This window comes from Treponema putidum, assembly GCF_024401155.1.
Lineage (GTDB): Bacteria > Spirochaetota > Spirochaetia > Treponematales > Treponemataceae > Treponema_B > Treponema_B putidum.
In genome coordinates, this window is record NZ_CP038804.1 from 778148 (window position 1) to 801098 (window position 22951).

The window sequence follows — 22951 nt, forward strand, 5'->3', positions numbered from 1 at the left end:
TTATTTTATGTTTCCATTGTTATATATTGATCCTGGCACGGGCAGTATTCTTTTTTCTATTGTAATAGGGCTAATTACGACTCTATATTTTTTGACAAAAACGGCTATAATAAGGCTAAAAGTTCTAATCTACAAGGATAAGACGAAACTTAATGAAATTAAAACCGATTTTGTTTTTTACTCTGAAGGCAAACAATACTGGAATGTATTTGCTCCCATTTGTGATGAATTTGAAAAGAATAAGGTAAAGGTGACTTTTTACACCTCATCCGAAGACGATCCTGTGTTTTTACAAAATTATGAGTATATAAGTCCTGAGTATATAGGGAAGGGAAATAAGGCCTTTGCTAGGCTTAATATGTTGGAGGCAGATATCTGTTTGATGACTACGCCCGGCCTGGATGTATATCAATTAAAGAGGTCAAAAAAAGTAAAGCATTACAGTCATATTCTTCATGCCCTTGATGATGCTACAAGTTACAGACTTTTCGGTCTTGATTATTTTGATTCGGTTCTTTTATCAGGTGAATATCAAATGCAGGGAATAAGAGAGCTTGAAGATTTGCGCGGAATAAAGAGGAAAGAATTATGCGTGGTGGGCTGTCCTTATTTGGATGTGCTTAAGGAAAAAATAAAGGACTTACCTCAGAAAAATGAGGCTTTTACCGTTTTGCTAGCTCCTTCATGGGGTACAAATGGTATTCTTTCCAAATATGGAGAAAAACTCCTTACACCTCTTGTAGAAACAGGATGGAATATTATCGTTCGTCCCCATCCTCAAAGTAAGATCGCCGAGTCCGATATGCTAAAAAAATTAGAAGAAAAGTACAAGGTAAATAGTAATCTTTCTTGGGATTATGAGCCTGAAAATATTATTTCTCTTTCAAAGTCCGATATAATGGTTTCCGATTTTTCGAGTGTTATCTTTGACTATTGTTTTTTATTTGACAAACCGTTTTTATACTGTAATAACGAATTTGATCATCGCCCTTATGATTCAGGAGATTTAAAAGAGCTGCCATGGAAGTTTTCTATATTGAAAGAAATAGGAAGGGAGTTAAAATCTACGGATTTTACTGATATAAGAAAAATTATTAAAGAAACTTGCGAAAGTTCTACCTTAAAAGAAAACAGATTAAAAGCTAAAGATACTGCATGGCAAAATAGAGGGCTTGCAGGACAGAAGGTATATGAATTTTTACTGGAGATTAAAAGAATATGTTAGATTTTTTGTATACAATTTTCATTTATCCTGTATACATGTTTGTAGAGTTTATATTATTTATTGCAAATAATATAACTCAAGATCATATAGGTTTATCAATAATTATTTTGAGCCTAGGTATCAATTTAATAACCTTGCCCATTTATAATGTAGCTGAAAAGTGGCAAGAAATGGAACGTATTATTCAAAAAAGAATGAAACCTAAGGTAAAAGATATTAAGGCCGTATTTAAAGGCGATGAGCAGTACATGATATTGTCTGCATATTACAGACAAAATAATTATCATCCCTTATATGCATTAAGGAGTCTTTTTGCCTTATTTATACAGATACCTTTTTTTATAGCAGCATATCAGCTTTTATCTGATCTGCCTGTGCTAAAAGATTCTTCTTTTTTATTTTTAAAAGACCTAGGTTCTCCGGATAAATTGGTTACCATCGGTTCTATTTCATTGAATCTTTTACCTGTAATAATGACTGTAATAAATATTGCTGCTTCTGCTGTGTATACAAAAGGCTTAGAGTTAAAGGACAAACTTACCCTATACCTGACAGCTTTTTTATTTTTGATATTATTGTATAATTCACCATCAGGACTGGTTTTATATTGGACACTTAATAATATTTTTTCATTATTTAAGAATATTTTTTATAGAGTGAAACTTAATGCTAAAATTTGGTATTTTATAACTTTATTATTTTTCATAATATCCACTATTGTTGCGGCTGCTTTTTTAGAGAAACGCAAACCTTTTTTAATAATGTCCGGTTTTACATTTACTATAATAATAATACCTGTTTTTGTTTTTTTACTACATTTACTTGATAAAAAATATTCTTATTCAATCTTTAATAATCAAGAGAAAAGAAATAAGATTTTTTCTTTTACACTATTGTCTTTTTTATTACTTATTGGTATTGTAATTCCTTCCGGTTTAATAGCATCATCTGTACAGGAATTTTTAAATATAGATAATATTACAAATCCATTTTATATTATTTATACTTCGTTTATACAAAGTGTTGGTATTGCATTTTGGATTATTTGTATCTATGCTATTTTTAATCAAATTGTAAAAAAATATATCACATATACACTAGTCATACTACTTATATTTTCATTGGTAAATTCTTTTATTTTTAATGGGAATTATGGTTACATTTCAAATATGCTTGTATTTGAGCATATTGAAAAACTCCATTCATCTTATAAGGATATTTTTTTGAATTTTGGATTCTTATTTATTTTATTAATTATTATATTTATTATGATGTTTAAAAAATCCAATTTTTTTATTCCTTTTACAATCATAACCACTATTTCACTTTTTTTATTAAGCTTAATTAATTGTGTTAATATCCAAAAAGAAACCGGTAATTTATTACAACTAAACAAGATTGAAAAATCTATGTCTTCTACAAAGACATATACTTTTACACGGTCGGGGAAAAACATTTTATTTATTATGCTCGATCGTGCTATGAATTTCTTTATTGACCCCATCTTTGATAATTCAGAGTTAATTAAAAATGAATATTCTGGTTTTGTTTTGTATAAAAATATTGTATCATTTGGTACAGGTACAAATACAAGTACCCCATCTTTATATGGCGGATATGAATATACACCTGAAAAAATTAATCAACGTAGTAATGAGTTGCTTGTAGATAAGCATAATGAGGCTTTATGTGTTTTACCGAGATTGTTTAGTGAACATAATTGGTCTGTGAGTTTTACCGATGCATCTTGGGCAAATTACTCGTGGCTTCCCGACAATTCTATTTTTAAAAACTATCTTATAACTGCTAGAAATATTACGGAAACCGGTAAGTATACGGAAAAATGGATACATGATAACATAAGTAAAAACGAGGATAAAAATTCGAACATTATTTTAAGGAATATGCTCTATTTTTCTTTTTTTAGGATATCTCCATTGGAAGTACGTAGGTTGATTTATGATTCAGGCGGATATGGTAGTGTATTAATACCGCAATACTTTGACCGAGGATTTATTAATTCTTTATCTGCTTTAGAAAATTTAGAAAAAGAAGTGAAATTTGATGATACAATAAATTGTGTTAATATTATTGTTAATAATACGGCCCATGATCTTCCTAAATTAACTGATCATCTTTCGATAAACCGTCCTGAAATTATTGAATTAGCAAAAAAATATTGTCAAAATGATTTTACAATTACTTCTTTTTATGGTAATTTTTTAGGTCATGAAAATATTGCTAAATTTTTATTATTTTTAAAAGAGAATAATTGTTATGATAATACAAGAATAGTTATTGCCGGTGATCATGGTGCAGGAGGAATAAAAATGAATAATATGAAGTTTTTAAAAAATTTTGAGAGTTCTCCTTTTTCTCCTGCTGCATCTATACCTCTTTTAATGGTTAAAGATTTTGATAGTCATGGAGATTTAAGAATAGATTCTACATTTAGAACTTTGGCAGATATACCTTATATTCTGACAGAAAATTTGCCTGATATACCTCAACTTAATCCTTTTACAGGGCATGCTTTTTTAAATTCTACGAATTTAAAAACTTTTAAAATTCTTATTAATTCTGATGGGTATGCAAATAGACAAAAGAAATTAACTCAATTTGTTTTAAATCAAGATGATTGGGCCTTCGTTAAAGATGATGTATATAAGCCTGAAAATTGGAGTCATAAAGAATTTAAATAAATTGTTTAAGAGGTTAATTATGAAATTAAAATATTTTTATTGTTTGTTTTTTTTATTATTACCGGTATATGCCTTTGCTTATCTTGATCCGGGAACAGGAAGCCTCTTGTTATATGCCGTTATAGGTATAGCAAGTTCGGTTATTTTTGCATTGAGGAATTTGTGGTATAGGATTCTTGAGCTTGTATTTTCAGGAAAAGGAAAAAATGCAGCAAGAAAAGACTTGCCGGATGTTGTTTTTCATTCAGAAGGTAAAAAATATTGGCATATTTTTCAACCTGTGATAGAAGCTCTTTTGAAAAAAAACGTTCCGTGTGCTTATATTACTCCCGATAAAAGTGATCCCGGATTGACTTTTAAAACTGACGATAAAAACTATCAGCCTATAAATCCCGGAAAAGAACTGGCCGCTATTTCGTATCTTAATATGATTAAAACAAAACTTGTGGTTTCTACTACACCAGGACTTGATGTCTATATGTGGAAACGTTCAAAAAATGTTAAGAGATATGCTCATCTTTTTCATGCCCCGACAGGAGTGGATTTTTATGAAAAATATGCCTTATCATTTTATGATGATGTGTTTTCGGTAGGTCCATTTACGCAAAAAGCTCAAGATTTTCTTGATGATTACAGAAATTTGCCGCGTAAAAAGTTTTATCCTACGGGATGTACTTATTATGATTATCTTGTTAATGAGGCTGCAGAAAAGAAAAAAACAATTAAACCTGATGGTAATACCATATTATATGCTCCTTCTTGGGGTAAAAGGAGTTCGGTAACAAAATATAAAGCTGAAATCATTTCCGAGCTTATAAAAACAGGGATGAAGGTTATTTTTAGACCCCATCCTCAAAGTTTTATTTCGGATAAAAATATAATTGATGATATTAAGAATAAATTTTCTGATCATCCCCAATTTTATTTGGATTCCAATAATACCGGAATAGAAAGTATGGCTTCTGCCGATATTTTGGTAACGGACTTATCCGGTGTACTTTTTGATTTTGCCTATCTTTATACACGCCCGATAATAATAGTTAATTATGAGACCGGGGTAGGAGGGTATGAGGCAGAAGATATTGGTAATTCCGGATATGATATTGAAGCAAGTTTAGCCCTTGCCGAAAAAGCCGGTGAGGATATTACAAAAATTTCAGAGAAAATTATGTTTATTATGAAAAACTATGACGATGTTTCAGATAAAATTAAGTCATTTAGAGAAAACAATATCTATAATTTCGGATCTGCCGGAGCAGCTGCCGCTGAACACATTATAAATATACTTAAGGAAGAAGCCGAAAAATGAGTTTAATGTCTAAAGTTTTAACGGGTTTATTATATCCCTTTGTTGTTTTAATACAAACGGTATTTACTTACTCATATACTATTTGCGGGAATTACGGTATAGCCTTAATACTTTTAAGTTTATTTATAACCGCAATAACGGCTCCTCTTTATTATTTGGCAGAACGCTGGAAAAATAAAGAAAAAGTTGTTCAGAAAAAAATGCACAAAGATATAAAAAGTATAAATGAAAACTATGAAGGACAAAAAAGATTTTATCTTACAAAAGCGGCAAGGAAGATATATGATTATAAATGGTGGTATACATTTAGAACATCCTTTGGTCTTATAATACAAATACCGTTTTTCTTTGCAGCTTATGAGGTATTATCAAAGTATTCTGGATATAATGGTGTGTCATTCTTGTTTATAAAAGACTTAGGTATGCCTGATAATCTGTTTTCAGGAGTTAATGTATTACCCTTTGTGATGACAATAATAAATATAGCTTATTCCGTATATTATACGCGAAGTAAGAGTTGGAATGCAAATAAAGAGCTATATATAATGGCTGGTATATTTTTAGTGCTGCTATATAACTCGCCGTCAGCCTTGCTTTTGTATTGGACGATGAATAATGTATTTAGCTTTATAAAGGGGGTTATATTACGTAAAGCCGGTTTATCTGAGGTGCCTGTACTAATAGAAGGTGGGGCAGATAAGTCTTTAAAAGAGATAATAAAAGAGAATATCAATATTGTATATTTCTTTTTCTTTACTCTTTTATGCAGTTTACAGGTTTATTGGTTTATGAATTGGCCAGTTACCGTCAAATATAGTGTATTACTTTTAGCCGGGATTTCCGGTATTTTATCCTTGTTTACTTTATATATAATAAGAACAAAAAATATTTTTCTTAAACTTTTATTACAATGGCTGGTATTTTTACCGTTTATTTATGTTTTTTTATTTAGACGTGATATGGAGTTTATACTTTCAAATCAAAATCTTAAGCTTTTTATTTCGTTTTTTGCTATAGGGCTAATTTTATATTGTATAAAAACTATACTTGGCATAAAGCATAAAAAATATGAATCAACTTATAAATTCTTTTTACCAGCTATTGCTTTAATTTTTTGGGTTTGTATTTATTTACCGGTCTTTTTTTATATACAAAACCCTGAAATAATAGATATATCTTTTACAAAATATATGATTACCCTTGTTGCTACAGCAGCATCAGTTGCGATAATATATACTCTTTTATATTATTTTCTGCCTAAAAATTTTAGATATACTTTAGAACTGATTACTGTTGTTCTATTATTAGCGGCAGTTATATACTCTTTATTTATAAAGATTGAGGTCGGTGAATTAGATGGTTATATTTTTACAAATCAAAATGAGCTTAAACGTATTTCTGTTATAAAATATTTTTTTGATGCAGTTTTACTTTCAATCTTTGTTTTTGCCGGTAAATACATCATATTAAAAAAGAGAAAACAGTTAAATGTATTTGTAGTATTATGTATTATTTTTCTTACCGTAAATTTATTTTTAAAGTATTCAAATACGGACTTCACAAAAGAACCTGAAATTATCAATACCGATATGCCTGAAACAGCATATTCAAACTATAAATTCTCTAAAAGAAATATCAATATAGTCTATTTCCTTGCGGATATGTTTAACGGTAATTATATAAAACGTATAATTGATGAATATCCTGAGTATAAAGAAAAGCTTTATGGTTTTGTTTGGTACCCGGATTCACTTTCCATTTCTACAAATACCGAAAAATCGCTTGCGGGACTGTTAGGTGGCCCTAATATGACGGCGTATGTTGAGTATAAGAAGGGTACGGACGATGACATGAAAGTAGCAAATCAAAAAGCCGGTGAATTCTTTTTTAAAAATATTCTTGGTGCCGGCTATACTTTAACAATGCAGGATGCTGCATATTTTAAATTAGAGGCTTCAGATAAAATACATATAGATTCCAGTACAAATTATAAGCCTTATTGGAAGTCAAAGCATAACTATCCGCTGACTCCTAAAAAAGAGAATAATGGTTTTTTAATGATATTTCTTGCTATGTTTCAATCGGCACCTCATTTTTGTAAACCTGTTATTTATGACAGCGGCAGCTGGATCTTCTATTATAACAAGAAATTTTTTATCAGGTTTACGGAAGCTGCAATAAGAGATTTGGCTGGAATTGAAATTTTACATGAAGTTTCACAAGTTGATACGGAAACGGAAAATAAGTATTTTTTGTATATTCATAATAATTTGGCTCATTCACCTTATGCAGTAAACAAAGAGGGCATTATTGTAAAAGAAGGATTTCCCGTACCCGGTATAGAAAATGCAGAAAATTCTGTTGCAGCTATGTATTCTGCAAAAAAAACCTTGGATGTTTTGATCGACTGGTTTGAATGGATGAAAAAAGAAGGTGTATATGATAATACGGTTATATATGTTTTTTCTGATCATGGTAATTGGTTTTGTGATAGCGATTTACCCGAACTTAGTCATATTAACTATGATACCTTAGATGATGATATTTCTCACGCAAATACCTTGGTTTTAACAAAAAATTTGAATGCCGTAGGAACATTAAAAACATCTCCTCTTTATATTCATTCTTCCGATTTACCGGCAATGTTAGCTTCAGATACAGGCCTTCCGAATATTTTTGGACAGGATCCTCGTACAAATCCTGAGAATCAAGACAGAGTCCGCTTTTACTTTACATCTTCTTATAAGAAAAATAAATATAATCTTTATTATGTGAAAGGTTCTATTTTTGATCCTAATTCATGGAGTATGACACCGCCTGAAGATAGTATAAAATGAGTTTTATGTCTAAAGTTTTAACGGGTTTATTGTATCCTTTCGTTGTTTTAATACAAACGGTATTTACTTACTCATATACTATTTGCGGGAATTACGGTATAGCCTTAATACTTTTAAGTTTATTTATAACCGCAATAACGGCTCCTCTTTATTATTTGGCAGAACGTTGGAAAAATAAAGAGAAAGTTGTTCAAAAGAAAATGCACAAAGATATAAAAAGTATAAATGAAAACTATGAAGGACAAAAAAGATTTTATCTTACAAAAGCGGCAAGGAAGATATATGATTATAAATGGTGGTATACATTTAGGACATCTTTTGGTCTTATAATACAAATACCGTTTTTCTTTGCAGCTTATGAAGTATTGTCAAAGTATTCAGGATATAACGGTGTATCTTTTTTGTTTATAAAAGACTTGAGTATGCCTGACAATCTTATTTTTGGGGGCAATATTTTACCATTTTTGATGACGATAATAAATGTTGCATATTCAGTATATTATACGAAAAGTAAGAGTTGGACGGCAAATAAAGAACTATACATTATGGCGGGATTATTTTTAGTGTTGCTATATAATTCTCCATCAGCCTTGCTTTTGTATTGGACAATGAATAATGTATTTAGTTTTATAAAGGGGATTATACTGCGTAGAGCAGGTTTATCTGAGATACCTATAATAATAGAAAGTGAGACCAATAAATCTTTAAAGGAGATAATAAAAGAGAATATCAATATTGTATATTTCTTTTTCTTTATTCTTTTATGCAGTTTACAGGTTTATTCCCTCGTAAGGAATTCTATTACATATAAATATTTTCTTTTTTCCGTAATAGGTGCTTCTTTTATTTTAAGTCTTGTTGTGATTATATTTAAGTTTACAAGAAAAAACATCTATGAACTTTTATTTGTTTGGATTCTCTATCTGCCTTTTTTATATTTGCTAATTTTTACGTTAAGAACAAATATATATATTTCGCCGGATAATATAAAGCTTTTAAATGGATTTTATGCTACTTTTATTGTTGTGTTTTCATTCAGCCGTTTTTTCTATTATAAAAAAAATACCTATACTGAAAAGTCTTATATACATAATAGTATACCAATAATTTTTTTTATCGTATTTTGGCTATTTTTTTATTTACCCATTCTTTTTTATATAAATAATCCCGAAATTATTAAAATTGGGATATTTGAATACTTTGTTTCTTTGCTTATCCCTGCTGGCGTATTTTTTTGTTCTTTTGTGCTGCTTTATTTTTTGCTTCCAATGTACATAAAAATCAGATATGATTTATTATGTCTGTTTATCTTGCTTGTGCTTCTCATATACTCTTTGATTTTTAAACTCAATGTAGGGGAACTTGATTTTTTTATGCTAAAAAATGCTGATGCAATTTTTAGTATGAGATTGATTTATTATATATTGGATGCTTTTATACTTTCAGGATTGTTGTATATTTCAAAACTTTTGATGGAAAAATATAAAAAAGCTGTATTTTCTTTTGGTTTGATTCTTCCTCTAATTTTATCTATAGTTTTAATAAATCTATATGGACAAAGACCTCGCGAAAAAATGCGAATAACTTCTGAAAATGCCGATATTGAGCTACCTCAGACAGTATATAATAATTATATTTTTTCTAAAAATAAAAAAAATCTTGTATGTGTTTTGGTAGATATGTTTAATGGAAATTATTTGGGAAAAATACTTAATGAAAATCCTGAATATAGACAAAAATTGTCTGGGTTTATCTGGTATCCCGATTGCCTTTCCGTTTCTATTTCTACAAAAAGGTCTCTTGCAGGTTTGTTGGGAGGGCATGAGTATAGTTTCAAAGCATCTGAGTCAATGGATTATAACGAAATAAATACTGAGGCCGCTTCTTTTTTCTTTAATAATATTTTTAGTTCAGGTTATGATATGAGTGTTGATTCAGGCAGTGATTACTCTGGTGTGGATATGTCTAACTACCATACAATTGAACAAGCAGGTATTTTTGAATACTGGAAAAAATTAAAAGATTATAAAGATGATAAGACATCCGGTGAATCAAATCCAATGCTGTTTATAATGTTATCAATATTACAATCAACTCCATACCATTTTAAATATATAATTTATGATGATGAAGAATGGCTTTTTTTTCATAAATCGGCTAAGTTGAGTAATATCCGACATTCTGTCATGAATAGAGCCGCCGGATTGGAACTTATACCTATGATTTCGTCCTCTAGAGATACTGAACGGAATAAGTGTATGTATATTCATACAATGCTTCCGCATTACCCTTATGGGGTTAATAAATTCGGAAAAATAATGGAAGAGGCTGAATTTGGGAATTTTAGTTATTCTGCCTTCAATAATAAAGATTTAGCCCTATATTCGGCAAAACTGACACTTGATTATTTGATAGCTTGGTTTGAATGGATGAAGGAAGCCGATGTTTATGATAATACCGTGGTATATATTTTTGCAGATCATGGTAATACTTTTTATGATTCTGATATTCCTAAATCAGCTAATATTACTTATCAAAATTCAGAAAAAAATCTTTCTACCGCTAACAGCCTTTTGTTGATTAAGCCGCTAGATTCCAGAGGTGACTTAGTTGATGACCCGCTATATATTAGTTCTGCTGATCTTCATTCAATGTTGGTTACTGATGCGGGATTGAATAAAATAGATGATGTTGATCCTCGTTTTTTATCCATTGAAGACAAACTTAAAAGAACAAGAATGTTTTTTGGGCCTAATGTTACTTTTTTAAAAAATGATAAGTACTATGTTACCGGATCCATATTTGATCCTAATTCGTGGAGTATGGAGTCTCCACAGGGAGAAATTACAAAATGATCCCAAAGGTAATCCATTATTGTTGGTTCGGAGAAAATCCTTTACCGGAAACGGCTCTTAGGTGTATCGAATCATGGAAAAAATATTGTCCCGATTATGAAATTAAAGAATGGAATGAAAAAAATTATGATGTAAATAAAATTACTTATACAGCTCAAGCTTATCAGGCAAAAAAGTATGCCTTTGTAAGTGATTACGCCAGATTTGATATTTTGTATCAATACGGCGGAGTGTATTTTGATACTGATGTTGAGGTTATAAAGCCTATTGATAAAATTATAGAAAGAGGAGCTTTTTTCGGTATGGAAACCTCGGGAACTGTAAATCCGGGCTTAGGTATTGCAGCTTCTGAGAAAGATCTGCTTTATGCTGAAATTTTAAACTCGTATGAGAAATCATCTTTCTTTAAATCTAACGGTAAGCCGGATCTTACAACGATTGTAGAGCGTGTTACCGATATATTATATAAACATGGTTTTTTAAAAGAAAATAAAATACAATTAATAAAAAATATTAATATATATCCTATTGATTATTTTAACCCTAAGGATCCAAGGACTGGGATAATCGGTATAACCCCTAATACATATGCTATTCATCACTTTGATGCCAGTTGGACTATTCCTTTACGAAAGAAATATATAAAATATTCCAGATTTTTGATTCCCAAGATAGGTTATATTCTAACTAATATTATTCTATCACCGGTGCGTATTATATGTATTTTTAAAGAAGTCGGTTTTATGGGAGCGATTAAAAAATTATTAGCTGTTATTAGAAACCGGAATATGGTATAAAGATGAAAATCTTACATATAATCACCAATACTGAACTTGGAGGCGCTCAAACCGTATGTATTTCTTTAGCCAATATGGCTTCTGATGAAGGAAATACCGTTGCTGTAGCTTCAATGGAGGGCGGATATCTATGGGATAAACTGATTCCTTCTGTTATTCGATTTAAGATTAAAAATATGATAAAACCTATTAGGTTATTACCGGATTTGAAATGCTATTTTGAGCTAAAGAAGGTAATTAATGAATTTTCTCCCGATATTATTCATCTACATTCAAGTAAGGCCGGAACGTTAGGCCGCTTTGCAGGCTTTAAGTATAGAAAAAAAATAATTTATACTGTGCATGGGTTTGATTCGATCCGTCTTCATCATAGATTTTTTTTACCGATAGAGCGTTTTTTACAAAGATTTTGTGCCGCAATAGTTGCAGTTTCTAAATATGATGAAAAAAAATTATATAAAGAAAAAATTACTAAAAATATAAAAATGATTTACAATGGTATAAGTTTGATTTCTGCCGATTCTTTAAAACCTTTTGATTCCTCTTTATATAAAAAAGTTATTATGACGATAGCACGTATTTCCAGACAAAAACGATTTCAAAGCTTTTTATCTGTTGCTTCCGATCCTTCAATGAAAGATTACCTCTTTGTCTGGGTCGGCGGCTCTGCCGATAAATCTATGGATGAGATAAAAAAAGAGTATTCTATTCCTTCCAATGTTTTTTTGCTTGGAGATTATCCTGATGCATCAAGCCTCTTACCGTATTGTGATCTTTTTGTCTTATTTAGCAACTATGAGGGGCTTCCGATGACTATTATAGAAGCCATGGCTCAAAAAAAGGCTATAGTTGCATCAGATGTAGGTGGAATTGCTGAGCTGGTTGATGTTACAAATGGTGCTTTAATCGAAACTGATGAAGATGCCGTTGAGGCAATAAGTAATATCTTGCAGGATGACAATAAAAAGGCTAAAATGGAAAGAGCTTCATTTAAAAAATTTTCAAAGTTTTTTACTTTGGATATTATGTGGGAAAATTACCGTAATTTATATAAAGAGATAACAAAGGATTAAAAATGCACATAGCAATAATAGGCGGTTCAGGTTTTATAGGAACGAGATTAACAAAGAGACTTTTAGCATCCGGACATAAAATTAAAATTCTTGATAAGCAGAATAGTAAGTACTATTCCAACTTGAGAGTCTTTGCTGATGTAAGAGATATAGATTCTTTAAAAAAAGAATTATCCTCTGACTTTGACTGCGTTATCAATTTGGCGGCTGAACATAGGGACGATGTTGAACCTAAAAGCCTATATGATGAAGTAAATGTTGACGGTGCTGAAAATGTATGCAATGTCTGTTCGGAATTGGAAATAAAAAAAATTATTTTTACAAGTTCTGTTGCAGTATATGGTTTTGCTCCCCTTAACACAAATGAGACAGGTGCTATAAATTATTTTAATGATTACGGTAGAACTAAGTGGCTAGCTGAAGGGAAATACCGTACTTGGCTTAAAACCGATAAAGAAAATTCCCTTACCATAATTAGACCTACTGTTGTATTCGGCGAGCAAAACAGAGGTAATGTTTATAATTTATTAAGACAAATAAGTTCAGGATTTTTTCCTTTTGTGGGCAATGGAAAAAATAAAAAGTCAATGGCCTATGTTGAAAACATAACAGCCTTTATCGAATTTTGTTTAAACAATGGAACAGGTGAACACTTATTTAATTATATAGATAAACCTGACTTTGATATGAATTCTCTTACCAATGAAGTTTATAAAATCTTAGGCAATCCTGAACATAAAATTTTTCATTGGCCCTATTTGCTGGGCTATTTCGGCGGTATTTGCTTTGACTTACTTGCCAAAATATCGGGGAAAAAATTAGCAATCAGTTCAATCAGGGTAAAAAAATTCTGTGCCGATACTCTTTTTGATTCGGTAAATATTCCAAAAACCGGATTTAAGGCTCCGGTTTCCTTAGCTGACGGTTTAAGTAATACGGTAAGGTATGAATTTATCGATAAGATTCAAGGTCATGTTTTTCATACCGAGTAAAAATTTTTAAGTACTTAAGTTTTTTATATTCTAAATTTCTTGGCAGGCGTTTTTATGAAAGCAATAATTTTAGCAGGAGGGGCAGGCACCCGTTTATCTCCGCTTACAAAGGCTGTTTCAAAACAAATTTTGCCCATGTATGATAAACCCATGATTTATTATCCCTTGTCGGTTATGATGCTGGCCGGTATACGTGAGGTTTTAATTATATCTACACCTCGGGATATAGGTCTTTTTAAAGAGCTCTTCGGTGATGGAAGCTGGCTGGGTATGAAATTTGAGTATGCCGTTCAAGATAAACCTAGAGGCCTTGCCGATGCTTTCATCGTGGGTGAAAAATTCATCGGATCCGATTCTTGTGCCTTGGTTTTGGGGGATAATATTTTTTATGGAAGGGGCTTCAGCAGCACCTTGGCGGACTCGGTTTCTTCCATAAAAACTAATGGAGGCGCCTTAATTTTCGGTTATTATGTTAAGGACCCAAGAGCTTACGGAGTAGTTGATTTTGATGATGAAGGAAATGTTTTGAACATTGAGGAAAAACCTCAAAATCCAAAATCAAATTATGCAATTCCGGGTTTGTATTTTTATGATAATGAGGTAATTCAAATTGCAAAATCGGTCAAGCCTTCAGCCAGAGGTGAAATTGAAATTACATCCGTAAATAAAGCATATTTGGATATGGGCAAATTAAGAGTTGAAAAGCTGGGCCGCGGCATGGCATGGCTTGATACGGGAACTTATGACGGCCTTTTAGAAGCATCAAATTTTATAGCAACGATTCAAAAAAGGCAGGGGATGTATGTTTCCTGCATAGAAGAAATAGCTTATTTACAAAAATGGATTTCAAAGGCTCAGCTTTTAAATTTATCTTTATTGTATAATAATGAGTATGGGGATTATTTAAAATACATTGCGGAAAATTGTTAGGTCAAGGAGCTCCAATCAATGCGGAATTTTGAAAATATACTGGTAACCGGCGGTGCGGGTTTTATAGGTTCGAATTTTATCCGAAGTCTATTAAAAAAAGATTCTGATTTTAAGGGACGTATCGTCAATTTGGATGCTCTTACCTATGCAGGCAACGCTGACAGCCTTGCCGATGTAGAATCAGAATTCGGCAAAAACCGTTACTTTTTTGTGCATGGAAATATCTGTGATAAAGAAATCGTCGACAAAATTTTTGCTGAATATAATATCGACACAGTTGTTCATTTTGCAGCTGAAAGTCATGTTGACCGCTCTATTTTAGGGCCTGAGATTTTCTTAAAGACAAATGTTTTGGGAACATTTAACCTTTTGGATGCTGCCAAAGAATTTTGGAAAAAACCTGACGGAACAATGCGTGATGGTGTTCTTTTTCATCATATAAGCACGGATGAAGTTTACGGCTCTTTGGGAAATGAAGGTTATTTTGAAGAAACTACAGCTTATTCTCCGCGCTCTCCTTATTCTGCAAGTAAGGCATCAAGCGATCACTTGGTAAAGGCTTACTTTTATACCTATGGACTTCCTGTTACTATTTCAAACTGTTCCAATAATTACGGCCCTTTTCAATTCCCTGAAAAATTGATTCCTCTTATGATTTTAAATATGCTTGAAGGCAAAAATCTTCCGGTTTACGGTGACGGTAAGCAGGTTAGAGACTGGATACATGTTGAAGATCACAATGAGGCTGTAAGGCTTATACTAAAAACAGGAAGACCGGGTGAAACCTATAATATAGGCGGCGAAAATGAGTGGGAAAATATAAAACTCTTAAATAAGCTCATTCAAATTGTTTGCAAAAAGACAGGTCTTAACGAAGAAAATGTAAGAAAAACCATTACCCATGTAACCGATAGGTTAGGTCACGACCGCCGCTATGCCATTGACTGTACTAAGATAAAAAATGAACTTAATTGGAAACGCCGTTTTGATTTTGAGACAGGCCTTGAAAATACTGTTGAGTGGTATTTAAATAATAAAAACTGGATAGAAAATGTCCGCTCCGGCGAGTATCTTAATTGGATAGAAAAAAACTATAAAAAAAGATAAACGTTGACTTAGTCAACGTTGACGAAGCCAACATTGATGAAGTCAGCGTTAGCGAAGTAAATATTGTATTCGTCAATGTTGACCCTTGTCCAATCTAAAAAAATATTGTAAAATAAGAACTATGAGTGATTTAATACAACCGAAAGTTTTAAAGGGCTTTAGGGATTTTCTTCCCCCTGCAGAAATTGAAAGAGCCTTGTTGATGGAAAAACTGGTAAAGGTTTTTAGAAATTACGGCTTTGTGCCTATCGACACTCCTGCCTTGGAGTATTCCGAAATTCTATTGAGAAAGAGCGGAGGAGAAACCGAGAAACAGGTTTTTCGGTTTAATGATAACGGCGGTAGGGATGTTGCTATGCGCTTTGACTTAACCGTTCCCTTAGCCCGATTTGTTGCAGAACATAAAAACGAAATATATTTTCCTTTCAAACGCTATCATTTGGGAAAAGTTTGGCGCGGAGAAAAGCCTCAGGCAGGCCGCTATAGGGAATTTTTACAGTGCGACTTTGATACTTTAGGTTCGGATACTGCCGCAGTTGATTTTGAAATTTTACGTATTATTAAAAAGGCCTTAAACGAATTAGGTGTTTCTAACTTTAAAATTCATGTTTCTCACAGAGGCATATTTAACCGTTTTTTACAATCTTTAAACTTGTCCGAAGATAGTGAAGAAGTTTTGAGAATTGTAGATAAAATTTCTAAAGTAGGTGAGAATGAAGTTTTAAGACTTCTTAGCGAATTAAGTTCTGAAGAAAAGGCTAAAAAAATATTGGATTATATTTCGGGTGTGAGCAAGGAACTAAAAAGTGAAGATTTTGAAAAAACTCTTTTACATCTTGAAACTCTTGCCGGAGGTTCAAGCGAAGATACAAAACGGATGAGGGATATCTACTCTTTGATAAAAGCTGTTGGAATCGAAGATTCAGTTGTTTTTGACCCTTCAATTACAAGAGGTTTGGACTATTATACTGGTGTAGTATTTGAAACTTTTTTGACCGATTTACCATCAATAGGTTCTGTGTGTTCCGGCGGAAGGTACGATAACCTGACTGGCCTTTACATGAAAGAGTCTATTACCGGAGTGGGAGCATCCATCGGGCTTGACAGGCTTTTAGCTGCCCTTGAGCAGCTGGGACATCAAAAAACAAAGGCCAGCTTTACCGATCTCCTTATTTTTTCTTTACCTGAAGATGATCAGGCCCTTTCTTATAAGATAGCAAGTATTTTTGAAAGCAAAAATATAAATGCTGAAGTATATCCTGAGCCTAAAAAGATGAATCCTCAGTACACCTATGCCGAAAAAAAAGACATAAGGTGGGGGCTTTTCTTAGGTAAAGATTCTTGTATGGAAGAATTCGATAAGGAACCCCAGAGTTTTAAGATAAAATTAAAGGATATGACTAATAGAACTGAGGATGAAATGCCTCTTAACGAAGCTGTAAAAAAGATAAATACCGCTAAGGCTTAAACTTGTTTTTTTCTGCTTATTTCATATAAAAGAATCCCCGCCGCTACTGAAACATTTAGACTGTCAAGTTTTCCGCGAGTGGGGATGGATACTATCTCATCGCAAGTTTCTTCTACAAGGCGGCTCATTCCCTTACCCTCGCTTCCCATAATGAGGGCCGTTTTTTGGGGAAATTTGAGGCCGGGGAGAGCTTTTCCTCCGGCATCTGCTCCGTAAATCCAAAAGCCTTCCTTTTTTAGCCTTTCTACTGTCCTAACCAAATTGGTTACCTCTACAAATGGAACCCATGCGGAGGCTCCTGCACTTACCTTGCTTATAATCTCAAAGCCTCCCGCACTTTTGTTTTCAGGGACTATTATTCCGTCTATTCCGAACTGATCTGCACTTCGTATAATGGAGCCTGTATTGTGAGGGTCTGTAACGGAATCAAGTATTACCACAAAGGCCGATTCTTTTTCTGCAAGTTTTGCAAAAAACTCATCGACGCTAATTCTTTCTTTTTGATTTTCAGCTTCCGTTACAAGAACAATTCCTCTGTGATCCCTTAACTGTTCGGGCAAAGTTTTAGTAAGGGAATCAAGAAAGAGGTTGTCCTTTTGTTCAATCTTTACCTTTAATTTTCGTGCAGCTTCCAGAATTTTTTTTACCCTTGGTCTTTCTTTTGAGTAAAAAATTTCAAGGTTCGGCTTCCAATTCTTTTCTTTTTCTATTTTAAGTTTTTCAGCTCTTAAAATCTCGTCTATTGCATGAAAACCCGTAATTGTTTTTTTCATAAATTTAGTCCAAATTGTAGATTTCACCGTATTTTACCGTTTTTACGTCATTGTAACCGTTTTCGTTTAGGTATTGGGTAAAATAAGTTTGGGCCTTAGGTTCTCCATGAACCAAGAATATCGTTTTAAGTTTTGGATTTTCCAAAGAATTAAGCCATTGAGTAGATTCAAAATAGTCGGCATGAGCACTAAAAGCGTTCATCTGTAAGATTTCGGCTCTTACCTGATGCCATTCGCCGAAAATTTTTACTTCCTGTTCTCTGTTTTGAAGTCTGCGGCCGAGGGTGTCTTCTGCCATAAAACCTACCAGCATTACTTTTGTCGAGGGCTTTTCTATATTGTTTGCAAGATGGTGGGTTATACGCCCGAATTCACACATTCCGTCCGCACTTATTATAACCATGGGGCCGTCAATATTGTTCAGTTCTTTGGACTCGGCTACGCTCGTTATAAATTTAAGAGAGTTAAAGCCGAAGGGATTTTTATGATGTGTTAAAAAGGCTTCATGTGTTTGTGCATCATAACATTCCGGATGAACTTGAAAGATACTCGTTGCGTTTACAGCCATAGGTGAATCTACATAAATCGGAATATCGGGGATTATTTTTTTATCTACCAAAAGATGAAAATAGTAGACAATTTCTTGAGTTCTTTCAACGGCAAAGGCCGGAATTATCATCTTTCCCTTGTTTTCTACGAGCTCCTGTGTTTTTTCGGCAAGCAGTTTTAGGGCATTGTCGGTTTTCTCGTGGCGGCGGTTTCCGTAGGTGCTTTCAATAACTATATAATCTACAGGCGGAATAATTTCCGGATCGCGGATTATGGCCTTGTTTTTTCGCCCTAAGTCTCCGGTAAAGGCTATTTTTATCTCTTCCCCGCCCGAATCCTTGGCGGTAATCAGAGCCATTGCAGAACCTAAAATATGGCCGGCATCATAAAACTCCAGCTGAACATTGGGGCCTATCCAAGTAGGCCGATGATATGAGATTGTTACAAACTGATTTACGGTTTGTATTACATCGGTTTCATCAAAAAGAGGCACCCATTTAAAGGTTTCACCTTTTTTGGCTGCTTGTTTGGATAAGTATTCTCTATCTCTGGCCTGAATTCGTGCAGAATCCATCATAACAAGGTTTGCTATATCTCTTGTGGCAGGAGTTGAATATATATTGCCGTTAAATCCGTGCTTTCCCAGTAAGGGTAATAGGCCGCAATGGTCATAATGGCCGTGGGTTAAGATCACGGCTTCCAATTCGGGAGCGGGAACGTTAAAATCTCTGTTTTTTTTGTCTGCTTCAGCTCTTTTTCCTTGAAAAGCTCCGCAGTCTATCAAGTATTTATGCCCGTCAACTTCAAGAATATGTTTAGAACCTGTAACTTCTTCTGCAGCACCGAGCGAGTAAAATTTAATTGCCATAGGTTAAGGATACATTATAATCAGTGAAAAATCAAGTACTGTTTTTTATTTGTTTTTTATTGCCATAGATGATAACTATGAATCTTTTTTATAAAGCATATATTTCCGGTAATGAATAGGGTAAGACCGATACCCAATAAAAAATATGATGAGGTATATATTAGAAAAAAATAGCCGATTAAGGCACCTGTGAGTGAAATAGCTGCAAATAAATATTCTTTTATGCTTTTTGTTATGTAAACAAAAAAATAATTTATACAGGCCAAAATCGCCGTTATTAAAAATAAGTATATATATGAATGGCCGGCTTTAATATCCGAAATAAAATATCTGTTTATGTAAAAATTATTTATAGGCATAGATAGACATATCAAAAAAGATATAAAAAAGATGAAAAAGAATACGGAGCCTATTTTTCTGGTTATGATTTTATTTGCAAAGACCCCTGCCATAAAAAGAGACATAATTCCTGCTAATCTAAAAAAATATACCAATCGTGATAGGTTTGCAATAGTCTCAAGCCGTATATTTGAAAAGTTATATATGGGAAAAATCAGCCTTAAGCTTTCAAAACTTATGCAATAAACAAACATGGCAAAAAAAGAAATTTCTATCGCATGGGTTTTTTTAAACGTAAAATATACAAGTATCAAAAAAATAAGAGATAAAATTGGAAAAATTAAAATACTTATCAATACGGCATAACTATCAAGGTTTCTATAAAGAACAATACCTACAAAGGATATCAATGATAATATCAAAATTAAAGCTGTAATTGATATGGCGGCTAGGCGCACTCTGTTTCTTCCCGCAATTGTCATGCTAGGTAGTATACCAGTAAAAAAAATATTTGTAAATATGGGGCAAGCATTAAAAATTGAGATGGCTTCTTCCTCTTGCTTTTTTAACGTTTCTTTGATAGATTATCGGTTATGGCAAAGACAGTAGACGATAAAAAAATTATTTACACAATGGACAGGGTTTCAAGAACCCATGGGACAAAGCAGGTTTTAAAGGATATAAGCCTTTCTTATTTTTACGGTGCAAAAATAGGCGTTATAGGTTCTAACGGATCCGGTAAGTCAAGCCTTTTGCGTATTATGGCAGGGATTGACGGGGATTATACGGGCGAAGTTTCTTCGGCTCCCGGTTACACGATAGGCTATCTTGAACAGGAACCCCAGCTTCAAAGCGGAAAGACCGTGCGGGAAGTTGTTTCCGAGGGAGTTCAGGAGTTGGTAGACCTTCTTGCAGAATTCGACAAGATAAACGAGGCCTTTGCCGACCCCGATGCCGATATGGATAAGCTGATGGAAAAACAGGCCAAGGTGCAGGAAAAACTGGATGCAACAGATGCTTGGAATTTGGACAGCCGCCTCGATCTTGCTATGGAAGCCTTAAGATGCCCGCCTGCCGATCAAGTAGTCGATGTGCTTTCGGGGGGAGAAAAAAGACGGGTTGCTCTTTGCAGGCTCCTTCTTCAAAAACCCGACATTCTTTTATTGGACGAACCTACCAACCACTTGGATGCGGAAACGGTAGCATGGCTTGAAAGGCATCTTCATCAATATGCAGGAACGATTATCTGCGTAACCCACGACCGCTATTTTTTGGATAATGTTGCAGGCTGGATATTGGAGCTTGACCGCGGAGAAGGCATTCCGTGGAAAGGAAACTATTCAAGCTGGCTCGACCAAAAGCAAAAAAGACTTGCCCTCGAAGAAAAAGGGGAAACCGAGCGCCAAAAGATATTGAAGCGGGAACTTGAATGGATTGGTATGAGCCCTAAGGGAAGACATGCCAAGAGCAAGGCCCGTATCAATGAGTACGAAAAACTTTTAGCCCAAGGCTCAAAGGAAAAAATAAAGGACTCTCAGATTACCATTCCGCCCGGTCCTAGGCTTGGGAACTTGGTTATAGATGTAAAAAATGCTGCAAAACATTATGGGGATAGAATCCTCTTCGATAAGCTTAATTTTTCGGTTCCTGCGGGAGCCATAGTCGGCATCATAGGCCCGAACGGTGCAGGTAAGACAACCCTCTTTAAGATGATAGTCGGAGCAGCAGGTTTTGAAACTCCCGAAGGTGCCGATCAAAAAAGGCAGATCGTAAAACCCGATGAGGGTGAAATCAAAATAGGGGAGTCGGTAAAACTTTGCTATGTAGACCAGACAAGAGAAAAACTTGATCCCAACAAGACTGTTTGGGAGCAGCTTTCAGACGGGCTTGATATTATAAAGCTGGGAGCTGCAGACGGTTCTTCAGGTGTACGCGAGGTAAACTCAAGGGCTTATTGTTCTTGGTTTAACTTTTCGGGACAAGACCAGTCCCGCAAGGTAGGCGTGCTTTCAGGCGGTGAGAGGAATAGGCTCAATTTGGCTATGATGCTAAAAGAGGGCGGAAACGTTTTAATGCTCGACGAGCCTACAAACGATTTGGATGTTACCACCCTTCGTGCCTTAGAAGAAGCCCTTGAAAGTTTTGCAGGTTCAGTCCTCGTTATAAGTCATGACCGCTGGTTTTTAGACAGGGTTTGCTCCCATATCTTGGCCTTCGAAGCTGACGGCGAAGTCGTATGGTTTGACGGCAACTGGACTGAATACGCCGAATGGAGACGCGAAAAGTACGGTAAGGATGCCGACACTCCCCACAGAGGCGTTTACAGAAAACTTGAAAGATAGGCAGTTTACACTATGAAAAGCCCTGCGATGATTATTTTCGATTATGGGAATACTCTTATCTATGAAAAGGAGCTTGATTTAGAAAGGGCATATAAGGCCCTTTATGCCCGAATTCATAGAAACCCCGATAAAATAGATTTTATTAACTTTTATGAAAAAGGAATGGCTATTTTTGAGAAGGTAAAATCAAAGGCTTTACAAAACGATCTGGAAATACACACTCATAATTTTTATAATTGCCTTTTTCAAAGCCTTAATATAGACTTTAACCTATCCTACACGGAGCTGGAGCTCCTTTTTTGGGAAGCTCTGGCTCCTTGCAGTCCAATGCCCAATATCGAAAAACTTTTGTCCTTTTTGGAAAGAAAAAATATCAGAACCGCCGTTATAAGCAATATTTCTTTTTCTGAAAAAGCCTTGACTGCAAGAATAAATAAATATCTTCCGCAAAACAAATTCGAATTTATAATAGCTTCAAGCGAGTACGGGTTTAGAAAACCCGAGCCCCTTCTTTTTGAAGCTGCCTTAAAAAGAGCCCGCCTTTCCGCCGATGAGGTTTGGTATTGCGGAGATAACCCGAGGGCTGATATCATAGGTTCAGCCTCCCTCGGAATAAAACCTATTTTGTATACAAGCTGCTTTTCCTGTCCCTACGACAACGAAACCCGTGTTTCTCCCGATTTTGAATTTACTAAAATAAGCGATTGGGACGAGCTGATAGAATTATTGATAAATTTATAGAAATATCCTAATGACCTTATTTGATAAATTCTTTACTTATCCCT

At 33.9% G+C, this 22951-nt stretch carries 16 protein-coding genes; 14 read left to right on the forward strand and 2 right to left on the reverse strand.

The window, feature by feature from the left end; genetic code table 11:
• The first annotated feature begins 7 nt into the window (after window positions 1-7).
• The 11 genes from E4N74_RS03675 (at window position 8) to hisS (ending at window position 17295) form a co-directional block, all read left to right on the forward strand.
• Window positions 8-1225, forward strand: a complete 1218-nt coding sequence (locus E4N74_RS03675) for a CDP-glycerol glycerophosphotransferase family protein (protein ID WP_255818954.1) — start codon at window positions 8-10, stop codon at window positions 1223-1225.
• Window positions 1219-3927 (forward strand): YidC/Oxa1 family membrane protein insertase, encoded by a 2709-nt coding sequence (locus E4N74_RS03680; protein WP_255818955.1) that lies wholly within the window; start codon window positions 1219-1221, stop codon window positions 3925-3927. The genes E4N74_RS03675 and E4N74_RS03680 overlap by 7 nt, the downstream gene beginning before the upstream one ends.
• Window positions 3928-3946: 19 nt before the next feature.
• Complete coding sequence (locus tag E4N74_RS03685; protein WP_255818957.1) at window positions 3947-5236, forward strand: CDP-glycerol glycerophosphotransferase family protein; 1290 nt, start codon at window positions 3947-3949, stop codon at window positions 5234-5236.
• Complete coding sequence (locus E4N74_RS03690; RefSeq protein ID WP_255818958.1) at window positions 5233-8073, forward strand: YidC/Oxa1 family membrane protein insertase; 2841 nt, start codon at window positions 5233-5235, stop codon at window positions 8071-8073. The genes E4N74_RS03685 and E4N74_RS03690 overlap by 4 nt, the downstream gene beginning before the upstream one ends.
• Before the next feature lie 5 nt (window positions 8074-8078).
• The gene (locus E4N74_RS03695; protein ID WP_255818960.1) at window positions 8079-10928 is read left to right on the forward strand and encodes a YidC/Oxa1 family membrane protein insertase; all 2850 of its coding nucleotides are present in this window, start codon (window positions 8079-8081) and stop codon (window positions 10926-10928) included.
• Entirely contained in the window at window positions 10925-11725 is an 801-nt protein-coding gene (locus tag E4N74_RS03700) for a glycosyltransferase family 32 protein (protein ID WP_044979116.1), read from the forward strand. Before E4N74_RS03695 ends, E4N74_RS03700 begins: the two co-directional genes overlap by 4 nt.
• A 2-nt stretch (window positions 11726-11727) precedes the next feature.
• Window positions 11728-12798: a glycosyltransferase gene (locus tag E4N74_RS03705; RefSeq protein WP_255818962.1), complete on the forward strand. Its 1071-nt coding sequence runs from the start codon at window positions 11728-11730 to the stop codon at window positions 12796-12798.
• 2 nt (window positions 12799-12800) lie between these two features.
• Window positions 12801-13790, forward strand: coding sequence for an NAD-dependent epimerase/dehydratase family protein (locus tag E4N74_RS03710; RefSeq protein ID WP_255818963.1), 990 nt, complete (start codon window positions 12801-12803; stop codon window positions 13788-13790).
• Window positions 13791-13844: 54 nt separating this feature from the next.
• Window positions 13845-14720, forward strand: coding sequence for a glucose-1-phosphate thymidylyltransferase RfbA (gene rfbA, locus E4N74_RS03715; RefSeq protein WP_255806216.1), 876 nt, complete (start codon window positions 13845-13847; stop codon window positions 14718-14720).
• Window positions 14721-14738: 18 nt separating this feature from the next.
• Window positions 14739-15827 carry a dTDP-glucose 4,6-dehydratase gene (gene rfbB / locus E4N74_RS03720; RefSeq protein WP_255818964.1) on the forward strand — a complete coding sequence of 363 codons (1089 nt, stop codon included), beginning with the start codon at window positions 14739-14741 and terminating at the stop codon, window positions 15825-15827.
• Between the two features lie 121 nt (window positions 15828-15948).
• Window positions 15949-17295, forward strand: a complete 1347-nt coding sequence (hisS, locus tag E4N74_RS03725) for a histidine--tRNA ligase (protein WP_044979121.1) — start codon at window positions 15949-15951, stop codon at window positions 17293-17295.
• On the opposite strand, the gene rlmB is transcribed toward hisS, so the two are convergent.
• Together rlmB and E4N74_RS03735 are read right to left on the reverse strand one after the other, a co-directional pair.
• Window positions 17292-18068: a 23S rRNA (guanosine(2251)-2'-O)-methyltransferase RlmB gene (gene rlmB / locus E4N74_RS03730; RefSeq protein WP_145475344.1), complete on the reverse strand. Its 777-nt coding sequence runs from the start codon at window positions 18066-18068 to the stop codon at window positions 17292-17294. The two genes, hisS and rlmB, sit on opposite strands and share 4 nt — an antisense overlap.
• Before the next feature lie 4 nt (window positions 18069-18072).
• Window positions 18073-19485, reverse strand: a complete 1413-nt coding sequence (locus E4N74_RS03735; RefSeq protein ID WP_044979122.1) for an MBL fold metallo-hydrolase RNA specificity domain-containing protein — start codon at window positions 19483-19485, stop codon at window positions 18073-18075.
• 390 nt (window positions 19486-19875) lie between these two features.
• On the opposite strand from E4N74_RS03735, the gene E4N74_RS03740 reads away from it, so the two are divergent.
• The 3 genes from E4N74_RS03740 to E4N74_RS03750 all read left to right on the forward strand — a co-directional run bounded on the left by E4N74_RS03740 (window position 19876) and on the right by E4N74_RS03750 (window position 22907).
• Window positions 19876-20070, forward strand: a complete 195-nt coding sequence (locus E4N74_RS03740) for a hypothetical protein (protein ID WP_173402615.1) — start codon at window positions 19876-19878, stop codon at window positions 20068-20070.
• Between the two features lie 347 nt (window positions 20071-20417).
• Entirely contained in the window at window positions 20418-22166 is a 1749-nt protein-coding gene (gene ettA, locus E4N74_RS03745) for an energy-dependent translational throttle protein EttA (RefSeq protein ID WP_044979125.1), read from the forward strand.
• A gap of 12 nt (window positions 22167-22178) precedes the next feature.
• A complete protein-coding gene (locus E4N74_RS03750; protein WP_044979126.1) occupies window positions 22179-22907 on the forward strand; it encodes an HAD family hydrolase in 729 nt (242 codons plus the stop codon).
• Window positions 22908-22951 lie beyond the last annotated feature (44 nt).

Coding starts and splice junctions, on each gene's coding strand:
- ettA (WP_044979125.1), top strand. CDS start 20,418: ATGGCAAAGACAGTAGACGATAAAAAAATTATTTACACAATGGACAGG.
- E4N74_RS03695 (WP_255818960.1), top strand. CDS start 8,079: ATGTCTAAAGTTTTAACGGGTTTATTGTATCCTTTCGTTGTTTTAATA.
- E4N74_RS03680 (WP_255818955.1), top strand. CDS start 1,219: ATGTTAGATTTTTTGTATACAATTTTCATTTATCCTGTATACATGTTT.
- E4N74_RS03740 (WP_173402615.1), top strand. CDS start 19,876: ATGAAAAAGAATACGGAGCCTATTTTTCTGGTTATGATTTTATTTGCA.
- rlmB (WP_145475344.1), bottom strand. CDS start 18,068: ATGAAAAAAACAATTACGGGTTTTCATGCAATAGACGAGATTTTAAGA.
- rfbB (WP_255818964.1), top strand. CDS start 14,739: ATGCGGAATTTTGAAAATATACTGGTAACCGGCGGTGCGGGTTTTATA.
- E4N74_RS03705 (WP_255818962.1), top strand. CDS start 11,728: ATGAAAATCTTACATATAATCACCAATACTGAACTTGGAGGCGCTCAA.
- E4N74_RS03700 (WP_044979116.1), top strand. CDS start 10,925: ATGATCCCAAAGGTAATCCATTATTGTTGGTTCGGAGAAAATCCTTTA.
- E4N74_RS03750 (WP_044979126.1), top strand. CDS start 22,179: ATGAAAAGCCCTGCGATGATTATTTTCGATTATGGGAATACTCTTATC.
- E4N74_RS03710 (WP_255818963.1), top strand. CDS start 12,801: ATGCACATAGCAATAATAGGCGGTTCAGGTTTTATAGGAACGAGATTA.
- hisS (WP_044979121.1), top strand. CDS start 15,949: ATGAGTGATTTAATACAACCGAAAGTTTTAAAGGGCTTTAGGGATTTT.
- E4N74_RS03675 (WP_255818954.1), top strand. CDS start 8: ATGTTTCCATTGTTATATATTGATCCTGGCACGGGCAGTATTCTTTTT.
- E4N74_RS03735 (WP_044979122.1), bottom strand. CDS start 19,485: ATGGCAATTAAATTTTACTCGCTCGGTGCTGCAGAAGAAGTTACAGGT.
- rfbA (WP_255806216.1), top strand. CDS start 13,845: ATGAAAGCAATAATTTTAGCAGGAGGGGCAGGCACCCGTTTATCTCCG.
- E4N74_RS03690 (WP_255818958.1), top strand. CDS start 5,233: ATGAGTTTAATGTCTAAAGTTTTAACGGGTTTATTATATCCCTTTGTT.
- E4N74_RS03685 (WP_255818957.1), top strand. CDS start 3,947: ATGAAATTAAAATATTTTTATTGTTTGTTTTTTTTATTATTACCGGTA.